This window comes from Paenibacillus sp. FSL H3-0469 (genome assembly GCF_038051945.1).
In the GTDB taxonomy this organism is placed as follows: domain Bacteria; phylum Bacillota; class Bacilli; order Paenibacillales; family Paenibacillaceae; genus Paenibacillus_AQ.
The window spans coordinates 2,737,334-2,760,693 of the sequence record NZ_CP150302.1; the positions used below are offsets into that span (position 1 = coordinate 2,737,334).

Here is a 23,360-nt window from a genome sequence, read left to right on the forward strand (position 1 = left end):
ATCCTATTTGGCGATATACAGCAGCCCCAGCGCCTTCTTCATCAGCACATCTACCGGTCCGGTATCCGTGCCTTCCTGCTTCATCTTCAAGTACACCCGGTCCAGCTCGGCATCAGTGTAACCAAGCGCCTTCAGCGCATCCCGGGCTTCTTCCCACGGGAGCGCCTCTGCCTTACTCTGTGCTTCAGCAGCCACTGCGAACAATCCCGTCTGCAAGGCTGCCCCGCCGAAGCCGTCCAGCTTGTCCTTCAGATCCAGAATCATCCGCTGCGCCGTCTTCTTGCCGATCCCCGGCAGCTTCGTCAGGAAAGTAATATTCTCCTGATAGATGGCTGCGATCAGCTGGTCCGGCGTTCCGCCCGTCAGAATGCCCAGCGCTACACGCGGGCCGATGCCCGACACCTCAATCAGCTTGCGGAACAGCCTCTGCTCCTCACGTGACGGGAATCCGAATAAAAGCGTAGCATCCTCGCGGGTCTGATAATGAATGAACACAGTCACCGGACCCTCAGTCTTGGCAAAAGCATACGGGTTCGGGCAAAATACCCGGTACCCCACGCCCTGCACATCCAGCACAACATATTCCGGCTCCAAATGTGCAACCGGCCCTCTAAGAAAATCTATCATTTTCGCAATACCTCATTTAATTTGGAATTAAGACTCACGGAATGGGCATGGCATACCGCCACCGCCAGCGCATCCGCCACATCATCGGGCTTCGGCACAGCCGTCAGCTTCAAGAGCAGCTTGACCATCTCCTGCACCTGCTTCTTCTCCGCCTTGCCGTAACCGACTACAGCCTGCTTCACCATCATTGGGGTGTATTCTGCCACCGGAAGCCCGCGCTGCACGGCTGCCAGAATCAGCACCCCGCGTGCCTGCGCCACCGGCAGAGCCGTGGTCACATTGCGGCTGAAGAACAGCTTCTCTACCGCTACCGCATCCGGCTTATATTTATCTATCAGCTGTACCATGCCTTCATAGACATGCAGCAGACGCTCTTCTTCCGGGGTATGTGCCTCGGTCTGGATACAGCCGTATTGGACCGGTGTTAATTTGTTGCCAACCTTATCTACGAAGCCAAAGCCGACAATCGCCAGCCCCGGATCAATCCCCAAAATGCGCAAGATCCTTCTCTCTCCCCTATGCCCGGGCGGATAATCCGGCCCTAAAGCGAACATATGTATTCCTTCCACCCATTATAGCAAAAAAAATTCCCCGGGAGACAAAAAGTTTGTCCCTGGGGATTTGAAACGCTATTGTTTGTCTACATGTCAGGGCTCAGGAGATAGAGGTGCACTAATGCTCCTCATTTGCTCATTTAGCCAACATTCCCGGGATTCAGGTGCACTAATGCTCCTCATTTGCTCATTTAGCCAACATTCCCAGGATTCAGGTGCACTTGTGCTCCTCATTTGCTCATTTAGCTAACATTCCCGGGATTCAGGTGCACTTGTGCTCTTCACTACGCTCCTTTAGCCGCACTTGGCGCTACCTCTCTAGGATTTATCCCTTTCATTCCACGCACAAAAAGACCCGCAGGCCACTTCGCGCCGCGAGTCTTCATGCTACTGCTGCAAATTCTATAGTCTCCCTCACTCTGCATGCATCACCTGTTCCGAGGAGTCCCTCGCATAGTCGCTGAAGGTAGAGAGCACGCTGTTGTACTCCTCCAGATCCTGTACCCGGATGCCCTGATGAAGCTGCTCCCAGATTCCCTTGGGCAGAGAGGATTTGATCGAGCCCATATCCATCTGGAAAAAAGTCTTCATGACCCGCTCCGCCTCGGGCGGTCCTTGGAACAAGGTCAGGTTGCCCTGCTCGTCCACTCCGAAGTAGGCTTCTTTCTTGGTCAGCGGCGACAGGTCATTAACCCGCTGCTCCAGCCACAGGTCCCCCTCCCGGCTAATCCAGCCGCTCCAGCCCGCATGCCGGACAATCAGCTCGTTAAGCTGGGCCGGAGTCTGCTTGCCGGGCAGGGTCTGCACTTCTTCTCCGGCTACATAGAGGGTCTTGAGATGCACCGTTCTGCTGATGGCTTCCTTGCCCACAGCCTTCAGCAGCTCTTGACTGTTCATCATGGCGGCATCATCTTCGGTATCATCGTCTGTATGGATATATACGGCGGCTACAGCCGGTAAGCTGCTTCCGGGCTCCAGGTTCTGCCCTGCGCTGCCGCTCAGGAATGACGAAGAATTAAGCAGCGTGCTGATCTCTTCCGGAACCTGCATGCCGCGCCAGGCGAGCAGCGTCAGCACCAGGCAGGCCGCCCCTACCCAGGGAGCTTTTTTCCAGCGTCTCCACCGCCGCCACAGTTGTTTTTTCAGGTGAAAAGCATTCACGTTAATCCCTTCATTCTGGTTTTTTCCTATTGTGACCTGTGAAGGGATCATTTATGCGTTAATGCTTGAAATTCATCCCAGCTTGAATTCAACCCGCACTCTGCGGATTCTCAATCGCCCCCAGGAACAGCACCACTCCGGTCTGCCTGTCCCGGATCATGAACAGGAACGGCCGGTTGACATTCATTTCGAAGGGCGCGTCTACAGGCGGTGCTGATCCGGCACGCAAACCAACTACAGTGGAAGCCGCCGCCTCCGTTCCCCGCTCGTTCACATCAATATAGGTTTTGTGGATGACCTGTTCCACATAAATCGGGCTGTCCAGATCCGCCATAAGGGAGAAATCCCCCCGTTCTGGATCAAAGGCAAGCATAGCGCCCAGCGCCTGCAGCGCCTTGGAGAGCTCTGTCCCATAGCTGGCCGTGAACCTTGGCAGCAGCAGCGTCCCCCGGGAACTGGAGAAATCCTCATTCCGTAGCAGAGCCCCCTGCTCCAGATGACTAACAAGCTCCGCGAGCGAAGATTGCTCACCTGGGAGGACCACTACCATCTCCATCTGTCCCTCTCCGTAAGGAAGCTTCACCGCCTGCCAATCCTCATGAGCTGCATACCCGAACATACCGCTCCGCTTCATCATCATCACCTGCACTGCCGGTCCGTCCGTTGGATAAAAGTCCGCCTGCTTCGTAGCCTCTTCCTCGAACACATCCTTCCAGACGGCTTTGAAATACAGCGCGTTGACCAAAACGGCCACAGCCTGCGGTCCGGGCGGCTTCGTGAGCATCTCCTGAATCTTGTCCCCCGTATGGTCTGCCACCCATCCGTTAATCTCCTTCACAGACTTCTCTGCAGCCAGATCCGTAGTCTTAATCTGTGCATCATAGAAATCCTTACCGGTCCCCAGGTAGTCCTTGCGCAGCGGCAGCCCCTTCATACCCCAGACTGAATTCGCTATCTCCACCTCTACGCCCGGTCCTCCATGAATCAAGAGCTTCATTAATGACTGATGGCCGGTATTCAGCTTCTTTCTTTCGTCCGGCACGTAGCCCAGCAGCTTCCCCAGTTCCTCTGCCGTCTCGCCGGCACTGCCGTTATAAGCCAGGGCCAGAGCGGCAGCGACACTGTAAGGGGATATCGTCAGGTTCCCGCTCCCCTGCTTCCATAATTGGCTGAACAGCTTCACGCCCAATTGGTTGCTGCTCTCAGCCAGCCCCGAATCGACCGCTGCTGCGGCAGCCTGTCTTTCCGCGTAATTCATGTCCGAACCTCCTTCGCTACAGCCGCCCAAGAGCAGCACGGTTAGTATAAGTGCGGATAATCTTTTGCGCATGCCAAGCCCTCCCTGAATTCTCCGTAGCCTCTCTACCCACTGACGCTGCGGATTGGGAAATGTTGCAAATTCTTACCGGCAGGCATACAAAATTGCTATTCATTATATTGAAGGCTTATCTTTCTATGCCATCATTTGCTATACTCTATATTAACGAAAAAAGTTAAAAACTAAAACAAAGGGGATATCCTTGATGATTATTCAGCCAAAAACACGCGGCTTTATCTGTACAACAGCTCACCCGGAGGGATGTGCCGGACAAATACAGGAACAGATCGATTATGTACGGTCGCAAAAGAAGCTTACCGGCCCGGTGAACGTGCTGGTCATCGGCGCTTCCACAGGCTATGGACTGGCTTCGCGGATTGCCGCTGCCTTTGGCGCGGGCGCGAACACCATCGGCGTCTTCTTCGACAAGGCTGCTGAAGGCACCCGCACCGCCTCCGCAGGCTGGTACAATTCTGTTGCCTTTGAACGGGAAGCGGCCAAGCAGGGGCTGAAATCCTTCAGCATCGTCGGCGATGCCTTCTCTGACGCCATCAAGACCACAACAATCGAGCTGATCAAAGCCGAATTCGGCACCGTTGATCTGGTCGTGTACAGCGTAGCCTCCCCGCGCCGCACCCATCCTGTAACCGGAGAAGTGTTCTCCTCGGTGATTAAGCCGGTAGGCCAAGCCTATTCGAATAAGACGATGAACTTCCACACCGGAGAGGTCTCCACCGTTACCATTGAACCGGCTACAGAGGATGAAGTCCGCCAGACCATCGCCGTGATGGGCGGAGAAGACTGGGGCATGTGGATCAGCCAGATGCAGGAGGCCGGTGTGCTTGCAGACGGAGCAACTACCGTAGCGTACTCTTATATCGGACCCAAGATTACGCATCCTATCTACAAGGACGGAACCATCGGCCAGGCGAAGAACCATCTGGAGCAGACCGCCATTGCCTTGAACGAGCAGCTCTCCGCCACCGGAGGCCGGGCCTTCGTATCCGTGAATAAAGCACTGGTTACCCAGTCCAGCTCGGCTATCCCGGTAGTGCCGCTGTATATCTCCGCCCTGTACAGAGTTATGAAGGAGAAGGATCTGCACGAGAACTGCATCCAGCAGATGTACCGTCTGTTCGCAGACCATCTGTATAACGGCGGTGAAGCCGCTGCGGACGGCAGCCACCTGATCCGCATTGACGACTGGGAGATGCGCGAGGATGTACAGATCGAGGTCATGAGACGCTGGAATGAGCTGGAGACCGCTAATGTGCCGGAGCTGGCGGATCTGGCAGGCTATCAGGACGACTTCTTCCATCTGTTCGGCTTCCGTACCGAGGGTGTAGACTATGAAGCTGAGACAGACCCTGCCGTAGAGATTCCTAATATGGTGTAAAAGCCTGATGCTTGCTGGCCGCAAGTGGAACAAAATCACCATGCGATTGTCTAAGATTACCTGCGCGCCTGCACAATTCCCATACACCAAGAAGCCGCTCCTCCCCGGAGCGGCTTTCTTGGCGTTCTATCCGGCCTATGACGCGGCCTGCGCCACAATCCGCACAGCACCGCCATTCTATTCGTCCCGGAGCCGCTTCTGGTACAGCACCACAGACACAAGCGTCAGCACGGCTGTCCACGCTGCAATAATCAGCAGAGGCGGCCACACCTCTGCCGCCGAATAACCGGCAGGGCTCAGGTTCAGCAAATGTATTAATTGGCTGCTTGGCATGTAGTCCAGCAATCCTAATACTGGATAATTCTTCGCCAATACAGCCCCCCACGGTGCGCCCATGAAGATGAAGGCTACCGGGATGATGGATAAGGAAGCATCAAGTAAGGTTTTGGAATAGAGACCGCAGATCGTCCCGGCTGCCGTGTAGAGAACAATGGAAAGAACAATCGCGGCTACAAATGCCCCTATACTTACTGGTTCATAGCCATACAATAGTGTAGAAACGGTAAGTACCACCGCTGACATGACAAAGACCAGACTGCTTTTGCCCATCAGTACATCCATTGTAGTAGCCGGAGTCATCATAAGGGACCGCAGCGTGTTACGCTCCTTCTCTTCCGCAATCAGGCAGGCTTGAGCGAAGCAGGTCAGCAGCACAAACGAACTGTTGAACAGAAGTCCGGCGGCTCCCGGCAAGGGTGTACCTGCGCTTTTAAACAGCAGCGCAAACAGAATCGGAAACAGCAGCATAATGGACAGCGCATAATTGCGCGAGAATTCCTTGTAATCCTTCACAAAGATCGCGCTGGCCCGCTTATAGGAGATGTTCATAGCAGCTCACTTCCCGTCATTTTGATAAAAATATCACCCAGGCTCGGTTCCTTCGTCTCTACCCGTTCAATAAGTCCCCGCTTCATCCAATCCGCGATCCGGTCCGCCGTGTCCCCATCCACCGGAAGCTCATGAGCCTCTCCGCTGGTCAGCTCCACCCGGATCACATTCTCGCGGTGCTGACGCTTCAGCTCCCGCGGAGAGCCGATGGTCTGGATACGTCCCTGATAGAGAATCGCCACACGGTTACAGAGCAGCTCCGCCTCCGCCATATCATGCGTTGTGATGAAGATAGTCGTACCCTTCTCGTTCAGATAACGTAAGCCTTTATAGATATGCGCTGAATTCACAGGGTCCAGGGCCGAGGTCGGCTCATCCAGAAACAACAGCTCCGGCTCATGGATAATGGCGCAGGCCAGCATCACCCGCTGACGCATGCCTTTGGACAGCGTGTTTGTTTTCTTCTTGCGCTCACTGCTCAAATTAACGAACTGCAGCACCTGATCCACCGCAGAGCGGGGAAGATCGTACAGCTTCCGGTACAGCTCCAGATTCTCCTCTATGGACAACCGCTCGTACAGGCCGCTGTTATCGGTCAGAATACCAAAACGCATCTTCTGGGCCGACTGCTGCATCGCCTCTGCCGGCTGATCGAAGACTTTGGCCGCTCCGCCAGTCGGCTTCAGCTGTGCAGTCAGAATCTTAATTAAGGTGGTTTTGCCTGCACCGCTCGGACCGAGGAACCCGAAAATCTCCCCCTTTGGAATACTGAAGGACACCTCTGTCAGCGCATCTCTAGCCCCGAAGGTCTTGCGGACCTGCTCTACCTGAATAACCGCCATCTCGCCACATCCTTTAGTTGTTGATGGCTTAACGTTATCCGGATTCCAGCCTTTCAGCCACCAAAACCGGGTGAATTGTACCCATTCCGGCCTGAACGGTACCTTTTACAGCTTAAGCAGCGCCTTAAGTTCCTGCAGCTTGGAGCGGGATAACGGAACCACGGCCTCCTTGCCGGTGTTCAGCCGCAGACTGTAGCTGTTCTTCGTCCAGGTAATAATCTCCCGCACCTTTTGCAGATTGACGATGTAAGACCGATGACACCGGAAGAAGCCGAAATTCAGCAGCCGCGCTTCGAGCTGGGTCAAGGTCAGGGCACAGTCATAATGCTCACCGCCGACATGCACCAGGATAGAGCCTTCTACACTTTCAATAAAATCAATCTCGGGCGGGTCAAATAAAATCACCTTATCCTCCCGTTTGGTCGAGACCTTCTGTAAGGTGATGTTGGCCTCATCCTGCTTCTGCGCTTCCTGCCTGTCCTCTTCCGAATCGCGGATATCCAGCTGATGAAGCCCGGACCCGCTCAACCGGTAGATGACATCACAGGAGATCAGCGCATCCTCCAGATTCGAGGTCAGAATGAGTATTCTTTTCTGCTGCGACAGATCATCCAGTATCCGCTTCAGCTGGCGGCGGTCCTGCTCCTCCAGATAGAAATATGGCTCCTCCAATACGAGCGTGGATTGATGGGCGAAAAAAGCCCGCAGCAGGGTCACATACACCCTTTTCGAAGAGCTGAGCTGCATCAATCTGACCTTACGTTCCTCCTTCAGCGCAAAATAATCAGTTAACACAGCCGCACGCTCTTCGCGTCCCGACATCCGGATCAGAAACGAGATTAGCTCCTCTACCGTCAACCGCAGATACTCGTTCTGCCCGGCCCATGACAAATAATTGCCGGAATCCCGGGACAATTGCTCCATTAACAGTTGCTTGCGTCTCAAATCCGTGATAATACCAACCGAAGGGTTCGCTGACAGATCAAGCTCGAGCTTCGGCATCATTAATTCTCCGTCTTCATATATAGGTTGAAATTGCATGTCTTCCTCCCGCTCCAGGCTCTCTAGGATATATAATGCAATTATAGAGATATGCTATGTATTTGTCAGGTATGGCCACTATCATTGCACAGAGGAAGGCGGATTTCTGCGATGGGACTACATGCTCTGGGTTTTATCATCTCTTTACTCGTATTACTGCCGAATCTTATATTCCTATTCTTCCCGCCCCGGAGTGTTCCTGACTCCTTGAACTCCGCCCCGCTGGTCTTCACGCTCCTGGAGCGGGCAGGGCAGATTACCTGCTTCATGCTACCCATTCTTTTCGGCCGATTGATTTCTGCTCAGACCCTGGGAGTATCCGCTGTACTGATGGCACTCTGCCTGCTGGTTTACTACGGCGGCTGGGTGCGCTATTTCCGGAGCGGGAGAGCTTTTACGGCGCTGTTCAAGCCCTGGCTGGGCATCCCCGTTCCTATGGCCGTCTTCCCGGCCCTCTATTTCCTGCTGCTTGGCGTTTGGCTCCAATCCTGGTTGTTCATTGTTCCAGCCTGTCTGTTCGCCGCCGGTCATTTAGTCAACAGCTGGAGCGTCTACGGGCAGCTCCGTTGATAGCAGATCCGCAATATAACTATAGTTTTGCGCAACAAACCTACAGCTTAATCGGCTTATAATGTAGTTAAGCACACTATAGCGATATTATGGAGGTTATGGCGGGTATGATGAACTGGGAGCAGGCGATTGAGCAGACGCTTACGACTACGCGGCTTAATGTGAAGCGATTTGGTGAGAGGTTTCCGATTGTAAGTATAGGGGACGGCAAATATCATCTGACAGACCACACCAACTGGACGGAGGGCTTCTGGCCCGGCATTCTTTGGCTAAGCTATGAATACAGCCGGGACCCGGAGATTCATGCCGCCGCCATCCAGGCGACTGACTCCTTCCGCCAGCGCATGCTGGACGGGCAGGCGCTGGATCACCACGATATCGGCTTCCTGTACTCACTGTCGGCCAAGGCCCGCTGGATTGCAGACAAGGATGAAGCCTCGCGCCTGCTCGCCTTGCAGGCAGCGGACCAGCTAATGAAGCGCTGGCGCCCCGGTCCGCAGCTCTTTCAGGCTTGGGGAGCCGAGGGGGATGAAGACAACGGCGGACGGATCATCATCGACTGCCTGATGAATCTGCCGCTCCTCTGTTGGGCCAGTGAACAGACCGGCGACCCGGTCTATGCCAGGGCTGCCCGTATCCACGCCGAGACAAGCCGCCGCTTCCTGGTGAGGGGCGACGACTCTTCTTACCATACCTTTTATTTCGACCAGCAGACGGGGGATGCCCTTCGTGGAGGTACGGCACAAGGGTATCAGGACGGCTCCACCTGGACGAGGGGACAAGCCTGGGGTGTCTACGGCTTCGCTCTCGCCTACCGCAGCTTCCAGGAGCCTCATTACCTCGAAGCCTCCAAAAGAATGGCCCGCTACTTCGTGGAGCATCTCCCCGCCGACCATGTGGCCTATTGGGATTTCGATGCCCCGCAGCAGGAAGGCACCCCGCGCGACAGCTCCGCTTCCGCCATCACCGTATGCGGTCTCTTAGAGCTGCTGGAGCATCTGCCGGAGAATGATCCCGACCGGGACTATTTCTGTGACGCCGTGAACAAATCCATGGACTCGCTGATCAATCGCTACTTCACCGCAGGCCACCCGTCAGAAGAGGGATTTCTGCGGCACGGCTCCTATTCGGTCAGAGGCAACGCCTCCCCGGATGATTTCATGATCTGGGGCGACTACTTCTTCCTGGAGGCGCTGCTACGTCTGGAACGGGGTGTTCCGGGGTATTGGTATGAGCGGGGGACGGCACAAAATACAACGATCTGACCTTTGATCCCAGATTGGTGGAGCATTACACATCCTACTTTATGGAAAAAAATATTGTCTAGCGGACTCTTGTAGCGTATAGTATATTCCCATGTTGGAAGGGAGAGATTACTATGCTGAACAGGATTGAATCATTTCAAGGCTCCAGGCATTTCCGGCTGCAATATATTGCAGATAGCACCGTTGCAGCGGTTGCCGTTCCAGGCACAGGCTCACTCGCAAACGCGGCCATTATTGACCTGGGGGGACTCACTTTGGTGGTGGACACATTCGCGACGCTGGAAGCCGCACAGGATTTGAAGGCTGCTGCTGAGCATCTCACAGGGAACCCTGTATCCTATGTAATCAACACACACTGGCACAGCGATCATACTACTGGCAATCAGGTATTTGTGCCTGACGCTCAGCTGATTGCAACATCAGGCACCCGTGAGACGATGAATACATTCGCCAGAGACCGGGTAGCCCAGTACCAGAACAACAGAGAGAAGATGCTAGAGGCGATCCGGGAAGCGGAATTGCAAGGCGAGCAGGAGACAGATAGCAAGCTGAAGCAGGAAATGGCTTGGGAGAATGCAACGGACCGTGAGTTCGTGAACATGCTGCCGCAGTTGGTTCATACAGTACCGAGCGTGACTTTTGACCGGCATATGACCATTCATGGCAGCAACCGCAGCGCGCAGCTCATTACATATGGCGGAGGACACACGCAGAGCGATGCTATTGTGTACCTACCAGAAGATAAAATTGTCATTATCGGGGACCTCGTACTCTCGAACCACCACCCTGTTCTAGCCAATGCCAATCCTCAGGAATGGCTGTATATTCTGGAGCAGGTTGAATCGCTGGACGTGGAGACGATTGTACCGGGGCATGGTGAGGTCTGCTCCCTGCAACAGCTTCATGCGGTGAAGGGATACATAAGCAGAATGATCGCCATCGTGACCGAAGCCGCTCAGAATCAGCAGAGTATTGAAGAGATCGAAATACCCGAAGAATACCGGGCTTGGTACTTCACAACCTATTTCAAGACGAATTTGAATAAGGTGTATGACCTGATTACTGCTTTAGGGGAGTAACCGAGAGCATTCGGCGTATATCGTATAACCAGACGAGGCAAGAAAAGAAGAGCATATCCCTTCTTTTCTTGCTTTTTCTATGCATACTATCCTTTCCTAAGTACAAAACATAGCGTGTCTGCTCCTCCCGTATACGGACTGCCGCAACTATCATCGTAAACACTGTCCAGTTGGAATCCCCAAGGCAACACTTCATCCGCAAGGGTCTCCTGTGTAAACACCGTATTCCAGATCAAATAATGATGCAGCTCATGATCGGCAAGTATCAGAGTCTGACGGGCCTCCACGGTATGCCCCTCAAAGAAATAAGATGCTTCGAGACATACATGTGGTTCAGCATTCCAAAAACCTCCGTATGGATACACCCTCCACGAGGTACTGTCCTGCTTACTCCAATTCGTCTTCTGCGTGAACACATCGAAGATAAACAGGCCGCCTGGCTTTAAGGCACGGTATACCTTAGACAGCAGGGTGTTTCGCTCACTTAGTGTAAGCGCGCCGTAATCACAATAAATCAAGGTGATGCTATCGAACACTCCGGTATAATCCAGCTCCAAATAATTCTGATAGATATACCGGCTCCGCGTATCCTGCTCTTGGGCATAGGCGATGGAACGTCTTGAGAAATCAAGTCCCGTTACGTTATACCCCTGTTCAGAGAGACGCTTGGTATATAGTCCCGGTCCACAGCCAAGGTCAAGAATACGGCTCCCCGGCGGGATCAGACGGCTAAGCCACTTCACTGAACGATCAATATCTCTGTGCCTGCGGCTCGCCGCTTCCCAGTCCGGATTCAGATGAGCCTCCAGCATATTTTTGGAGATATGCTCATCATCCCAGAACGGTTCATTACTGCGCTGCCAAAGCACAGGATTGCGTACAAGGGAGAATAGTTGAGTTAACATCGGCCTTCCTTTCACGATTCAGAAGTTTGGTGATACATAAAATGGTAAGGGTTCACTCATACCGGTAGCAAGGCACAGAACGATTAAAAGAAAAATGGATAGCCCGCTGACACTCCGCTGGGGGAACCACACAAGGCTATCAGGACGGGTCGACCTTGTTTCCTGGAGCACCCCCCTAGAGAAGTACAGGGAGAGCATACATTGAGGTAGAAATGAAAACAGCGACAGCAAAGGACGCGATAAGAATGTTCCTGACTGCCGCTACTTTATTTATTTATGAGTATGAGAATACCTTAATTGTTTTTGCGAAAATTTGTGAATGGAGTTTTTGTTTTTCAGCCATGTATTTCCTTTCACTATAAAAAGATAAACAGCTATGCAAAAATAAATTACACCCCAAATCCAGTCTGACCGAGTTATTAAATGATGCTCATATACGTAGTTGATGTACCAGATGCCCACCGGTAAATGTACAACAATTGCGGAGACTAAGCCTGGATTATACATGCTTTTTGCTCTTATATTAACGACGACTCCATGAAAAATGATTTGGAAAAAGCCCATTAAAACAGGTGCCATTCCCAGCCATACTACAGACGGGAAAAATACAGGAAGCAAGTAAAACACATAGGCGATAACCACATTAATAATCATTGCCGACTGTTTATTTAATGGATAGTTGTCAGGGGATTCACTTTTAAACAAAGCTTTATTGAATATGCCTGGAAAATATCCCGGCCAGCGGTATTCCTCAAACTGGTGAAGAAGGATCGCCACCAAGCTTAACCATAATATGCTGTTTATCCGTGGTATTTCTCCCCAGTTCAATAAGAGATAAACGCATATTAAAATACCCAAGAATAGTCCGATGTCCTGCCAGTTCTTTCTTAAAATGTTCATTAACTCACCTCAATCTGAGTTTATTAATGAAAGTATCTCGCAAAGAGCAGGTCAATCTGCTCCTCTACAGGTGCTATCTTCACGGAAGCTCCTGTTTCAAGTATAGGACTCATAAGGGCCGGTAGAAAAAGCGCTCCAAAAATCTGCGTCGTCATGGTCATCAGGTGCTCTGGCTGCTGTTCACCGGTTATCTCTCTTAAAGTATTTTGTATCTTAGCAAACCCCAGCAGATTCAAAAATGATCCATATTCATACTGGGAGGTGAAAATGGTAGTGCCCATCAAGATGATTCTGGAGAGCAATTCGGGATATTGTCGGATCACCTGCAAATAATCGAGTAAAAATCGCCTCAATCTGTCCCGTGAGGATATAGAGAAGTCGTCAAGTATGGCAAACGTATCCTGAAAGCTGTTCAATATCAATTTCGTAGATTCGCTAAACAAGTTTTCTTTGGACCCAAAATAATAGTTCACCAGAGCGACATTCGTGTTTGAGGCTTCTGCAATTTTTTTGATAGTGATCCTTTCAAAGCCTTCTTGTTTAATCAACTCCAGGGTGGCATGCATAATCTTCTCTTTTGTTTCCAGCTTTTTGTCTGGCTCCATCTGCTACCTCCAAGTATATTCCCTGAGTTTAAATACAATTTTAAATGACATTTAAAATCGTATTTAAACTCAGTATAGCTATATTTTTCCTTTTTGCAAAGTTTATTTATCGGGAATTTCATTTGTGATCGGTTTTCCGATTACATTTGGCCTACGTAGCGCCCATTGTATTTAGTCCTAAACAACATAAAAAACGCCCTCCCCAGAAAGGAAAGGCGTTATCCCGCATTATGGCATCACCGAGAAGACAATATCGTCGAACAGCATGTAAGCGAAGCCGCTGGTGTAGAAGCCGACCTTGCCGGACGGGCGGTGGCCCGGATCGGTGCCGGAGAGTCTTGGCGCGCCGTCAACGGATACAGCGATGTCCCCGCCCATCGCCGTTACCTTCACCGCATACTCCGTATCCGGCTGCAGGTCATGTCCAGGCAGCACACTCTCGGTCAGCTTCTGCCACGCTGTATCATACAGAATCCAGGAGGAAGATCCGTCTGCCCGGGTCCGGTACCCGATCCGGGTAGAGCCGCTGCTGTCCTGGCGGTCGAAGATGTATAGGATGCCGTTATCCGGCATCACGGCGGGCGTCTTCAGCTTGAACTCCAGCTGATAGGCGGTGAAGCTGCGGTCCAGCAGGCCGCTGGCCCCGTTCAGCAGCTTATAGCGGCGGTTGCCGTCCGGATCGGCGGCGATGCTGCGGTTCGGGTCCACCGGCCAGCCATTGCCTCCGTTCTCGAAGTTGGTCTCATGCATAATATTCGAGACGGTGACTGTAATATCCGCTTTAATCAGCGGATTCACCGTTGACACAGCCGAGATGACCGTCTGCCCCTCGTATACGGCATGCACCACACCAGTACTGTTCACCGTAGCGACCGCCGGGTTAGCCGACTGCCAGGTCAGGCCTGTATCCGGCGTATCCGCAGGGTCGAAGGCTACCTGTAACGCCTTATCTTCACCTGCGGCCAGACGCACGTTATTCTCTGCCGGAATAATCCCGGCCAGCGTTGTCGTCAGCTCCCTGAACTGAATGTCATCGAAGTGCATCTGGCTGACATTGCTGACATAGAAGCCGACCTTCCCTTCCGCATTATGCCCCGGGTCAGTGCCCTTCAGGCGGAACGCTCCGTCCAGATAGACGCTGATATCGCCGCCCTTCACCAGCATGCGGACCGTATATTCCGTATCCGGCTGCAGGTCATGCCCCGGCAGCTTGACTTCCTTCAGCACCGTCCAGGCTGAATTATACAGCAGCCAGGCGGAGCTTCCGTCCGCCCGGGTCCTATAGCCGATCCGGCTGGAGCCGCTTCCGGCCTGGCGGTCGAAGATATACAGTGTCGCGTTATCGCCCATCACCGCCGGGGTCTTCACCTTGAAGCTCAGCTCATAGTCCGAGAAGGATTTGGGGCTAAGGGCGGAGGCCCCGTTCAGGATCTTGTACCAGCGGTTCGTGCCGATCTTCTCGATGCTGCGGTTGGCATCCTGCAGCCAGCCGTTCGCGCCGGATTCAAAGTCCGTGAAGTCCATCACGCCGTCGCCCGCCTCCACGTGAACCGTAACCGTGGCAGTCAGCAGCGGATTCTCCACTGAAGCTACCGTGATCACCGTGGTCCCAACCGTCCGGCCGGTTACGGTTCCTGCCCCGTCCACTGCCGCGATAGCCGGATCAGCCGAAGTGAAGGCCAAAGCCGGATTGTCCGCGTTCCAGGGGAGGACCGCCGTGCGCAGCTTCACCGTTTTCCAGCGGTCTACGTTAATCTCGCTGTCATAGACACTCACGCCCTGCACGGGATAGCTGTCCGCACCGGCTGTCGTGCCTGCCTTACCGGCAACGCCGATCTCGCCGAACGGAATCTCCGGGAAGCCGGGAATCACATCATATACATCCGCATCCGGCCGCAGCGACAGATCGCCTCCCGCCAGATCGGTGAACCCGGGATCTCCTGCGGTTACCCAGTTATTCGCATACTGGACCAGCCCGAACTTGTCATAGGCCCCGTACACATTGGTTGTTACACTGCGCGGAACGGACGGGTTATAGATAACATTGCCCTGGAACGTATTCGTATCAGGATAATAACGGTTCTCCGTGAAGAAATCCGCCAGCTCGGGATACTTCGTCAGATAAGGCGTTCCGGTGAAATTATTGTTCGCTGCGAACAAGGCCTGCCACTTCGGCATGTAATTCAGCGGCACCTGATCATCCGGCTCATCGCCCAGGAACATATCCGCATAGTCATACGGAATTTTGCTGTCAATGAAGATATTGTTGCGGGTCAGGATATGGGCGCCACCGTTATTTTTAATAGCGGAATTACCCATCTTGTAAAAGATATTCTCGTCAATAGTCAGACCCATCGTGAAATTGTCCGGGTATACGCCCTCTACACCCGCTTTGCTCTCCCCGATGTTATGGAAGTAATTACGGCGGATTACCGTTCCCCGCTCATGGGGCTGTTCCCCCGCGTTCATATAGATCGCGCCGAGATCCGAGAAGGTCGTGCATACATCATAGATCTCGTTATATTCCACGGTATGATCATTGCCGAAGATCAGCACACCGGGATGCGGCGCGTCATGCAACTCATTGTGCGACATGCGGTTGCCCACGCCGGACAGCAGCACCCCGGGATTATAGGCTTTGTGATAGTAGGCAAAATCGTGAATATGCGAATTCTCCACCCTGTTGTTCCCCGGGGCAAGCGTCGTTTTGTTGCCCCCAGTCAGCGTGACGGCAGTGCCGCCGATATGATGAATATGCGTGCTGACAATGGCGTGATCTGTTCCCGGTGCCCCTTCGAAGTTATTGTAGTAGAACCGGCTCTGAGTATTGACCAGCACCCCGCTGTTGGTGAAATTGCGGATCTCGCTGTTCAGAATACGCATTTGCTTGCCGCCCATGAACACCGCTGCGGAATCGCGGCCGTTCTCCAGCACCAGCTCCGAGAAGTCGATGTACGAGGCGTTCAAGGCGTTGATCATCGGACTCTTCAGCATCGTGACTTCAATATCCGGGTTCCCGGCAGTAAATTCCGCGTTCGGCAGAAAATAGAGCTTGCCGGCCTGGCGGTCGATATAATATTCGCCGGGCATGTCGATCTCCTCCAGCAGATTCTGCGCGAAGTGGAAATCCGGGTACCAGTTCTTGAAGATCCCGCTCATCTCTCCGTAGCGGAGGGTGATGCTTTTGGCGGCCGTATCAATGGAAGCAATCTTGTTGTACGACCATTCCCAGCTATAACCGAAGATCCCGTCCAGCCAGATGTCGTCCGCCTGCGTCCAGTACTGGGGACGGTCATACGTGTAGGTGAAGGTTCCGCCGCGCGTATGCACTTCGCCGTTCGGGTCCTTCCGGGTCGGGCCGGGATCAAGAATCTCATCCATCTGGACCGTGCCTTCATTCGGCCAGCGGGCCAGTGTCATGCCCTGCCCGGCCACGTACAGCTCCATCGGCGGCACCTCGCTCAGATCATTCGCCAGATAATAGCCGTGGCGGCTGAGCTGGCCGTAATCGGTAATGCCCAGCGCTCCCAGATCGGCGGCCAGCACCTTCGTTCGCGCCTCCGGGCTGATGATCCGGCTGAGAATGGCCGTGTCGGTAACCGGAACGAAGGCTGATTTGGCGAGTTGGCGGGAGCCGGACAGCGTGACCTCCTCTCCCGGATAAGCCGTATACGTGATGGGCTTGTCGGCCTCACCGGAGTCCTGTTCACGCAGCTCGAAGCTGGAGGTCCGCTCATACCTTCCTTCCCGCAGATACACGGTGACTCCGCCATCCGGCAGTCCTTCCTCCGTCTTCAGCGTACGAATCGTATCGCGCGCCTTCTCAAGCGTCTGGAACGGGGCATTTAGCGTCCCAGCATTGGAATCGCTTCCATTATTGGCCACATAAAAGGCCGTCCCGGACGTTCCTCCCTCCGCATATGCAGGGGCTTCAAACGGCAGAGAGGGCATCAACAACAGACTGGCTGCAAGTGCCGCAAGCAAACGTTTTTTCACCAAGGCTCCTCTTCCTTTCAACGTGGGATGTAGGGGCTTACGCCAACTTCAGTCTGGCGAAGCCCCCCATGAGCAGCAGGTTTCTCCGGTTCTCCTCAGCCGTGCAGATCTATTCTGTTTCCTTACACCTTACGCCTTATTTCTTCAGACCTTTATCCTTCAGGAATTGTTCGAATTGTTTGGTGACTTCCGCCACATATTTCTCTTCGCCGGCTTCCTTCAGCTTGCCATAGAGCGCAGGCCAGGTTTCATCAAAATCAAGCGTACCGGTAACCAGCCCCCGTTTGTATTCTCCCCACACGGCGTTCAGGTTGGCAATTTCGGTATTCACCGGCTCGGAATTGAACTTGAAGGCACCAACCGGATTCACCTCAGAACCGGAATTGATCTTCTTGGTCTCTTCCCACACATTCTCCGGCTGACCTTCTTTCAGATAGGAGTTGAATACGCTACCGAACACCCAGTCCATATTCGGCAGATAGCGGGAATCCGCTTTGGCCTTGATGTACTCCCCGTCTGCCTTATCATAATGCTCCCCGGCAATTCCGTTACAGAGCAGATTGTACAGCTCCTTGTCGGTATTCACCAGATTCAGGAACATCATCGCGCGCTCCGGATTAGGGGCCGTACGGCTGATCGATTGGTTGGTTGTGGCCGAATAACCGTTGGAGAACCAGTCGCTGAGCGGTACCGTGATGACGTCATTGCCGCCGTTTTTGGCCTTCACCTCAGCCTCAACGCCCGGCTTCAGCGTCACGTTGAAATCGACGGCAATCTGGCCTTTGGCGAGGTAATCATTCGCTTTTTCGGTAGCAGCATCCTTGTAAATATAGCCATCCTTATACCACTTGCTGGCCAGCCGGAAATTGTCCAGTTCTTCTTCCGGGTACCGCTGGAGCGTATACGAGGGATCATCTGTCTTGATATAGAAATGGTCATCCAGACCCGGAACTACCCAGTACTTGTCGTCATGCGCCTGCGGATTGATGAAGGAAGTGCCGAATACGCCAAACGGAATGATATCCTTCTCGTTCTGCTTAATCTGGGCCAGGAACGGCTCGATGTCCGCAATTTTTTTGATGGAAGCGGTATCAAGTTTGTACTTGTCAGCGAAGCGCTTCTGGATGATGAAGCCGTACCGGGAGCCGTTGATCTGCTGGTTCGGAATACCGTAGATCTCCCCGTCCACCGAGAGGCCATCCCACATCACCTGCGGCACCTCCTTCTTCAGCTCCGGCGCATACTCGTCAAGCAGCTTATCCATCGGCTGAATCGCTCCCTTGCGCACCAGCTCCTCCGGCTTCAGCATATAACCGGTCCAGAGAATGTCGAACTTCTCGCCTGCCGCAAGCACGGTGTTCATCTTCTGCACATAGTCCCCGATTGCTACAGGCATCAGCTTCACGGTGGCGTTGATCTTCGCCTTCGTAATCTTGTTCACTTCCTCCTGCACCTTATCCTGGTCTGCCTGCAGCTGCGACAGCGGATAATACCAGGTCAGTTCGACCGGCTTCAGCTCGCCGTCCTTCCCGGATTCCGGTGCCGCGCTCTGCGCAGCCCCCGTTCCGCTTCCTTCCGTACCTGTAGCAGCACTGCCATTGCCGCCGTTATTGTTCCCTCCGCAGCCTGACAGCACGGATGCAAGCAGCATTACGGATGCCAATACGCCAACCAGCCCTTTTTTCATGTGAGTGACCTCCTGTACTTAGTACATGTAATTGTATGTTAACCCTTTAGGGAGCCAACCGTAAGCCCTTTGACGAAAAACCGCTGAAAAAACGGGAAGATGACCAGCATCGGTCCGCCGGCCAGTACGGCAATAGCCATCCGCGCGGAGCTGTTCGGGAAGCTGCTCAGGTCAATGCCAAGCTGCCCGGTAAATTCGGAGTTCGTCGTGAGAAACTCAATGCTGTTGAGCGTCCGCACCAGCAGGAGCTGCAGCGGCACCTTGTTTGGATCATCAATATAGAGCATCGCGTTGAACCATTCGTTCCAGTAGGTGAAGGAGATCAGCAGACCCAGCGTCGCCAGCGCCGGAGTGGACAGCGGCAGGATGATCCGGAAGAAAATGCGGAATTCCCGCGCCCCGTCGATTTTGGCGGATTCAATGATCTCCAGCGGAATCTTGGACATGAAGCCCTTCATGACCATAATGTTGAACGGCGACAGCAGAATCGGCAGAATCAGCGCCAGCAGGCTATCCTTCAGATGCAGGTACTGAGTAATGAGAATGTAGGAGGGAACGAGTCCCCCGCTGAACAGCATGGTGAAAAATACATAGAACGTCGTCGCCCGGTTATACCGGTAATCCTGCCTTGAAATCACGTAGGCGGTCATCGCGGTCAGCAGCAGTCCAGCCAGCGCGCCGATGATCGTCACCGTGAACGTAACTCCATAAGCCCGGAGCAGGATGTCGGGAGCGTCCAGCAGATAGCGGTAGGCATCCAGACTGAAGGATGAAGGAATGAACTGGTACCCGTTCTCGGTCAATGATTTCTCATCCGTCAGCGAGACCACGATGACCAGCAGGAATGGCAGAATCACCACCAGCGACAGCACGATAAACAGCAGATTAATGAACAGCTTCGAGAATTCAAATTTTTTGCCCACGCTTAGGGCACCTCCTTACCACAGGGAATTATCGGGATCGACCTTGCGCACAATTCCGTTAGCCGTCAGTACCAGCACCAGACCGACAACCGACTGATAGAACCCGGTAGCCGCAGACATGCTCACATTGCCGACCTCACGCAGCGCACGGTACACATAAGTATCAATGATATCCGTAGAGCCATAGAGAAAACCGGAGTTATTCGGGATGAAATAATGCAGGCCGAAATCCCCGCGGAACATATTACCGATGGATAGAATCAGCATAATAATGATGATTGGGGCCATCAGCGGAATCGTGATTTTGAAGGCCATTTGCCGCTTGGTTGCCCCGTCGATCCGTGCCGCCTCGTAATATTCACTGTTAATGCCAATAATGCCGGCAAAATAAATCAGCGTGTTGAACCCCACCACTTTCCACAATTGAACCAGAATCAGAATGACCGGCCAGGGTCCGGGGTTCTGATACCAGCTCACCGGATTCAGCCCGAAGGATTCCAGCGTGCGGTTGATGAAGCCGTCCGAATGGTTCAAGAAGGCATAAGCCACGTAACCCACAAGCACCCATGACAGAAAATGGGGCAGAAACAAGGCCGTCTGATAGAACTTGCTCCACTTAGCCTTAATCTCATTCATCAGAATAGCCAGCAGCAGCGCCGCTGAGGTGCCAATCAGAATATAGGCGGTGTTATACAGAACCGTATTCCTTGTAATCCGCCACGCCGTGTCCGTAGTGAACAAATAACGGAAGTTATCCAGCCCGACCCATTTACTGCCGAAGATGCCGAGATCATACCGGTAATTCTTGAAGGCGATAATCAGACCAATCATCGGAATATACGCGAAAATCAATTTGTACAGCAATCCCGGCAGCGAGAGCAGGAACAGCTCCCGGTTGCTTTTGAAATGGGTCAGCTCCCTTCGGAGCCAGGATTTTCTGCGCGTGGCCGGCAGCGCTCCTGAACTTGCCTGCTGTTCCGCCAGCGGAACCTTATTCAACATAACCTTGAGCCCCTTCCTTTCCTTTCCTTCCTTAGCTGCAGCTGTTTGCCTGTGTCCCAGGCTTTGCACGACTAACAATAGCGCAGAATCAGGCCGCTGCGTTACTGTACAATTGCAAGAATGCTGTAAAGCCGGGCTGTATTGTTGCCAGATTACTATCTAGCGGGGAACGAATTCCTGCGCGGCACAGCAAAAAGCCCGCCGCATGAACATTGCTCATGTAACGGACCCTGCCTTACGTATTGGACGCTGCTTGACCCATTTGGGTAAAGGAATCATCTGCTGCGGTCAATGGCTGATTTCAGGCGGTACTCCTTCGGCGTGGTGCCATAGCAGCGCTTGAACAGGCGGTAAAAATAACTCTCGTTCCCGAACCCGACCTTCTCCATAATCTCTGTTACGGTGAAGTCCTCTTGCTCCAGGTACTTCTTGGCACTGGCCAGCCGGACGGCGTTGATCTGATCCACCACGCTCGTGCCTTCCTGCGCCTTGAACACCTGGCCCAGATAGACCGGACTCATCTTAAGCATATCGGCAATCCGCTGCACATTCAGGTCAGGATCGGCGTAATGCCTGTCAATAATCTCCTTCACCGTGTCCGCGAGCAGCCGGTTCTTGTCCTCGCGCCCGCTCCGGCGCTGCCCGGCGACTTCCCGCACCACCTCCAGCAGGACCGTCTCCATCTCATCCAGCGTCTCCTTCTCCAGAATCCGGCGGTTGATCGCCTGCAGGTTAAGCGAGACCGGATTGACACTCCGGCTGTTCATCTCGGCTAGCGTCTGGCTCAGAGTCACGGCCAGATGAAGCACCGCAGAATACATATTCTCGTAGCTGAAGCCGCCAAGCAGCGCTCTCCACTTGCGGATCGTCTGCTCAGTCTCTGCCAGATCCCCGCCCTTCAATCCTTCCGTCAGCTGCCGCTCCAGCTCCTGCGGAATGCGCAGCGCTTCATTCGCCTCATTCGCCCGGAGCATTTCAGGCTCCAGCACTGCTCCTTTGCCGTAGATCATCCGGTAATTGGCATGGCGCTGCGCCAGATTATAATGCGCCGTGATGCTGCGGTAATCCGTGAAGACCTCGCTTAGCGTGACTGTAAAAGTAATATGATAATAGTTGCCGATCGTCTGCTGGAGCTCCCTGAACCGCTCCTCCAGCTTCGCCAGCTCCCCGTCCGCACTCCCGGCAATGAAGACCAGATGCCCGCTCTTCATATCTGCAGCTTCACAGGAGCCCTGAAGGCGCAATAATTCCTGTCCGATGTTGGAGATGGCGAAGTACAGCAGCGATTCCATTGGCAGTCCCGGCTCTGCCGCCAGCCCCTGCAGGTTGTCGATCTGCACGAGCGCCAGCCGGAGCGGAGACGGATAGGCAATATCGATGCCGTGCTGCTCTCTGAGCTGCAGGAAGGACTGCTCATCCAGACTGTGGCTTGAAGCGATCAGGCTGCGGAGCTGATAGAGCTTGGCAATATTGGACTGCGAGGCCCGCTCCAGCTCCAGCCCCTTCAGCTTGCTGATCATCTCCGTAAGGTTGGCTGCAATTAGTGACAGCTCATCCTTAGCCTGCGGCGCGCCCCGCACATCGCCTGGAACCAGAGTCAGCAGCTGGCCTACCGGCTTATACAGCCGCACCGCGAAGAACACGGACAACAGCACGGCCAGCAGAACAACAGACAGCGTGACCGCGATCTCCGTCCATTTCATCTGCCGGACACTGCCCAGCACCACATCATAATCCTGCATGCTGATAATCTGCCAGTTGTTCAGGGCTTTGCTCAGATAAGTCACTTTATATTTCCTGCCGTCATGACTGTAGTTGAAGGAATCCAGCGGCCTGCCCGAAGCGCTGATCCGCGGCAGCAGCTCTCCCTTCAGGTTAAGCCCTTCAGGAACCTGCCCGCCGGTTGCGATCAGCACCTCACCGTCGGTATCGGTCACGAATAACACATCATTCTGCCGTTCCGCCACTTGGTTAAGCGCTTTCATATTATCAAGCATCCATCCCGGCTTGACCGTGAGGATCAGCACATTGTCATTGATTGAACCCAAGGTATCCCCGTCATACAGGAAGAAGGCAAAGACATCAATCCCCCCGCCCTTGCCGTCCAGGTCGAGCGGAATGAGCTGGAGCTTCGGCAGATCTGCCCGGGAATCCATATAGTTCTGCAAGGAGCTGTACAGAAGACTATTGTTAATCTCATGATTCAGCGACGAGAAGAACCGGTGCTGGGCCCCATTATAAAAGACGGCCGCATGCAGATACGGTGAGGCTGCAACCGTATGATTCAGCCGCTCAATCTTGAGGATGCTCTGCCTGTAATCAGCGCCGGACTTCAGCGCCAGCATCTCCTCGTCATTGTACAGGGAGACCGCCAGATCTTTTACAATTCCGTTCATGTTCTCGATATTGTAATTGATCTGGGTCAGCAGCTTGCGGTCCGCTTCATTCTGGAGGCTGAGCACCTTGCTGCGGGCACCCGAGTTCATCAGCAGCGAAGCTACAGCCAGAATGGCAACAACAAGCATAAAGCTGAGTAGGATCCGCTGCAAGTATTTACGCGAACGGATCGTCTGCAGTACGTTCATGTGATCCCTCTCCCGG

The 23,360-nt window shown here is 53.6% G+C and carries 19 protein-coding genes; 4 read left to right on the forward strand and 15 right to left on the reverse strand.

Going from position 1 to position 23,360, the window contains the following annotated elements; translation table 11 throughout:
- Positions 1-3 precede the first annotated feature (3 nt).
- From ruvA to NSS83_RS11850, 4 genes are all read right to left on the reverse strand, one after another.
- Positions 4-627: a Holliday junction branch migration protein RuvA gene (ruvA, locus tag NSS83_RS11835; RefSeq protein WP_341184324.1), complete on the reverse strand. Its 624-nt coding sequence runs from the start codon at positions 625-627 to the stop codon at positions 4-6.
- The gene (ruvC, locus tag NSS83_RS11840) at positions 624-1,127 is read right to left on the reverse strand and encodes a crossover junction endodeoxyribonuclease RuvC (protein ID WP_036690559.1); all 504 of its coding nucleotides are present in this window, start codon (positions 1,125-1,127) and stop codon (positions 624-626) included. The genes ruvA and ruvC overlap by 4 nt, the downstream gene beginning before the upstream one ends.
- Before the next feature lie 468 nt (positions 1,128-1,595).
- A complete protein-coding gene (locus NSS83_RS11845) occupies positions 1,596-2,342 on the reverse strand; it encodes a BofC C-terminal domain-containing protein (RefSeq protein ID WP_341184323.1) in 747 nt (248 codons plus the stop codon).
- Positions 2,343-2,430: 88 nt separating this feature from the next.
- Positions 2,431-3,600, reverse strand: coding sequence for a serpin family protein (locus NSS83_RS11850; RefSeq protein WP_341184322.1), 1,170 nt, complete (start codon positions 3,598-3,600; stop codon positions 2,431-2,433).
- Between the two features lie 265 nt (positions 3,601-3,865).
- Between NSS83_RS11850 and fabV the strand changes: the two genes are divergently transcribed.
- The gene (gene fabV, locus NSS83_RS11855) at positions 3,866-5,056 is read left to right on the forward strand and encodes an enoyl-ACP reductase FabV (RefSeq protein ID WP_341184321.1); all 1,191 of its coding nucleotides are present in this window, start codon (positions 3,866-3,868) and stop codon (positions 5,054-5,056) included.
- A gap of 177 nt (positions 5,057-5,233) precedes the next feature.
- Here the strand turns inward: fabV and NSS83_RS11860 are convergent, their stop codons facing one another.
- The 3 genes from NSS83_RS11860 to NSS83_RS11870 all read right to left on the reverse strand — a co-directional run bounded on the left by NSS83_RS11860 (position 5,234) and on the right by NSS83_RS11870 (position 7,827).
- The gene (locus NSS83_RS11860) at positions 5,234-5,944 is read right to left on the reverse strand and encodes an ABC transporter permease (RefSeq protein WP_341184320.1); all 711 of its coding nucleotides are present in this window, start codon (positions 5,942-5,944) and stop codon (positions 5,234-5,236) included.
- Positions 5,941-6,786, reverse strand: coding sequence for an ABC transporter ATP-binding protein (locus tag NSS83_RS11865; protein WP_036690565.1), 846 nt, complete (start codon positions 6,784-6,786; stop codon positions 5,941-5,943). The genes NSS83_RS11860 and NSS83_RS11865 overlap by 4 nt, the downstream gene beginning before the upstream one ends.
- A 105-nt stretch (positions 6,787-6,891) precedes the next feature.
- On the reverse strand, positions 6,892-7,827 hold the full coding sequence (locus NSS83_RS11870; RefSeq protein WP_341184319.1) for a LytTR family transcriptional regulator DNA-binding domain-containing protein: 936 nt from the start codon (positions 7,825-7,827) through the stop codon (positions 6,892-6,894).
- A 111-nt stretch (positions 7,828-7,938) separates the two neighbouring features.
- Here NSS83_RS11870 and NSS83_RS11875 point away from each other — a divergent pair, with 111 nt between their 5' ends.
- From NSS83_RS11875 to NSS83_RS11885, 3 genes are all read left to right on the forward strand, one after another.
- Positions 7,939-8,397 (forward strand): hypothetical protein, encoded by a 459-nt coding sequence (locus NSS83_RS11875; RefSeq protein ID WP_341184318.1) that lies wholly within the window; start codon positions 7,939-7,941, stop codon positions 8,395-8,397.
- 107 nt (positions 8,398-8,504) lie between these two features.
- Positions 8,505-9,662, forward strand: a complete 1,158-nt coding sequence (locus tag NSS83_RS11880; RefSeq protein WP_341184317.1) for a glycoside hydrolase family 88 protein — start codon at positions 8,505-8,507, stop codon at positions 9,660-9,662.
- A gap of 113 nt (positions 9,663-9,775) precedes the next feature.
- Positions 9,776-10,741 carry an MBL fold metallo-hydrolase gene (locus tag NSS83_RS11885; RefSeq protein WP_341184316.1) on the forward strand — a complete coding sequence of 322 codons (966 nt, stop codon included), beginning with the start codon at positions 9,776-9,778 and terminating at the stop codon, positions 10,739-10,741.
- An 86-nt stretch (positions 10,742-10,827) separates the two neighbouring features.
- Here the strand turns inward: NSS83_RS11885 and NSS83_RS11890 are convergent, their stop codons facing one another.
- The 8 genes from NSS83_RS11890 to NSS83_RS11925 form a co-directional block, all read right to left on the reverse strand.
- Positions 10,828-11,646, reverse strand: a complete 819-nt coding sequence (locus tag NSS83_RS11890; RefSeq protein WP_341184315.1) for a class I SAM-dependent methyltransferase — start codon at positions 11,644-11,646, stop codon at positions 10,828-10,830.
- Positions 11,647-11,916: 270 nt separating this feature from the next.
- Positions 11,917-12,546 (reverse strand): HXXEE domain-containing protein, encoded by a 630-nt coding sequence (locus tag NSS83_RS11895; RefSeq protein WP_341184314.1) that lies wholly within the window; start codon positions 12,544-12,546, stop codon positions 11,917-11,919.
- Between the two features lie 23 nt (positions 12,547-12,569).
- Positions 12,570-13,151, reverse strand: coding sequence for a TetR/AcrR family transcriptional regulator (locus NSS83_RS11900; protein WP_341184313.1), 582 nt, complete (start codon positions 13,149-13,151; stop codon positions 12,570-12,572).
- Between the two features lie 228 nt (positions 13,152-13,379).
- On the reverse strand, positions 13,380-17,147 hold the full coding sequence (locus NSS83_RS11905) for an Ig-like domain-containing protein (protein WP_341184312.1): 3,768 nt from the start codon (positions 17,145-17,147) through the stop codon (positions 13,380-13,382).
- A 136-nt stretch (positions 17,148-17,283) separates the two neighbouring features.
- Complete coding sequence (locus NSS83_RS11910; RefSeq protein ID WP_341348299.1) at positions 17,284-18,834, reverse strand: ABC transporter substrate-binding protein; 1,551 nt, start codon at positions 18,832-18,834, stop codon at positions 17,284-17,286.
- Positions 18,835-18,872: 38 nt separating this feature from the next.
- A complete protein-coding gene (locus NSS83_RS11915; protein WP_036690583.1) occupies positions 18,873-19,757 on the reverse strand; it encodes a carbohydrate ABC transporter permease in 885 nt (294 codons plus the stop codon).
- Between the two features lie 15 nt (positions 19,758-19,772).
- The gene (locus tag NSS83_RS11920; protein ID WP_341150513.1) at positions 19,773-20,759 is read right to left on the reverse strand and encodes an ABC transporter permease subunit; all 987 of its coding nucleotides are present in this window, start codon (positions 20,757-20,759) and stop codon (positions 19,773-19,775) included.
- A 275-nt stretch (positions 20,760-21,034) separates the two neighbouring features.
- Positions 21,035-23,344 (reverse strand): helix-turn-helix domain-containing protein, encoded by a 2,310-nt coding sequence (locus NSS83_RS11925; protein WP_341184309.1) that lies wholly within the window; start codon positions 23,342-23,344, stop codon positions 21,035-21,037.
- Between the last annotated feature and the right edge of the window lie 16 nt (positions 23,345-23,360).

Bases quoted from the DNA above. Each gene is read 5' to 3' on its own strand.
- NSS83_RS11865 (WP_036690565.1), bottom strand. From the start codon at position 6,786: ATGGCGGTTATTCAGGTAGAGCAGGTCCGCAAGACCTTCGGGGCTAGA.
- NSS83_RS11895 (WP_341184314.1), bottom strand. From the start codon at position 12,546: ATGAACATTTTAAGAAAGAACTGGCAGGACATCGGACTATTCTTGGGT.
- NSS83_RS11880 (WP_341184317.1), top strand. From the start codon at position 8,505: ATGATGAACTGGGAGCAGGCGATTGAGCAGACGCTTACGACTACGCGG.
- NSS83_RS11850 (WP_341184322.1), bottom strand. From the start codon at position 3,600: ATGAATTACGCGGAAAGACAGGCTGCCGCAGCAGCGGTCGATTCGGGG.
- NSS83_RS11925 (WP_341184309.1), bottom strand. From the start codon at position 23,344: ATGAACGTACTGCAGACGATCCGTTCGCGTAAATACTTGCAGCGGATC.
- NSS83_RS11920 (WP_341150513.1), bottom strand. From the start codon at position 20,759: ATGTTGAATAAGGTTCCGCTGGCGGAACAGCAGGCAAGTTCAGGAGCG.
- ruvA (WP_341184324.1), bottom strand. From the start codon at position 627: ATGATAGATTTTCTTAGAGGGCCGGTTGCACATTTGGAGCCGGAATAT.
- NSS83_RS11875 (WP_341184318.1), top strand. From the start codon at position 7,939: ATGGGACTACATGCTCTGGGTTTTATCATCTCTTTACTCGTATTACTG.
- NSS83_RS11900 (WP_341184313.1), bottom strand. From the start codon at position 13,151: ATGGAGCCAGACAAAAAGCTGGAAACAAAAGAGAAGATTATGCATGCC.
- NSS83_RS11890 (WP_341184315.1), bottom strand. From the start codon at position 11,646: ATGTTAACTCAACTATTCTCCCTTGTACGCAATCCTGTGCTTTGGCAG.
- NSS83_RS11885 (WP_341184316.1), top strand. From the start codon at position 9,776: ATGCTGAACAGGATTGAATCATTTCAAGGCTCCAGGCATTTCCGGCTG.
- NSS83_RS11860 (WP_341184320.1), bottom strand. From the start codon at position 5,944: ATGAACATCTCCTATAAGCGGGCCAGCGCGATCTTTGTGAAGGATTAC.
- fabV (WP_341184321.1), top strand. From the start codon at position 3,866: ATGATTATTCAGCCAAAAACACGCGGCTTTATCTGTACAACAGCTCAC.
- NSS83_RS11870 (WP_341184319.1), bottom strand. From the start codon at position 7,827: ATGCAATTTCAACCTATATATGAAGACGGAGAATTAATGATGCCGAAG.
- NSS83_RS11910 (WP_341348299.1), bottom strand. From the start codon at position 18,834: ATGAAAAAAGGGCTGGTTGGCGTATTGGCATCCGTAATGCTGCTTGCA.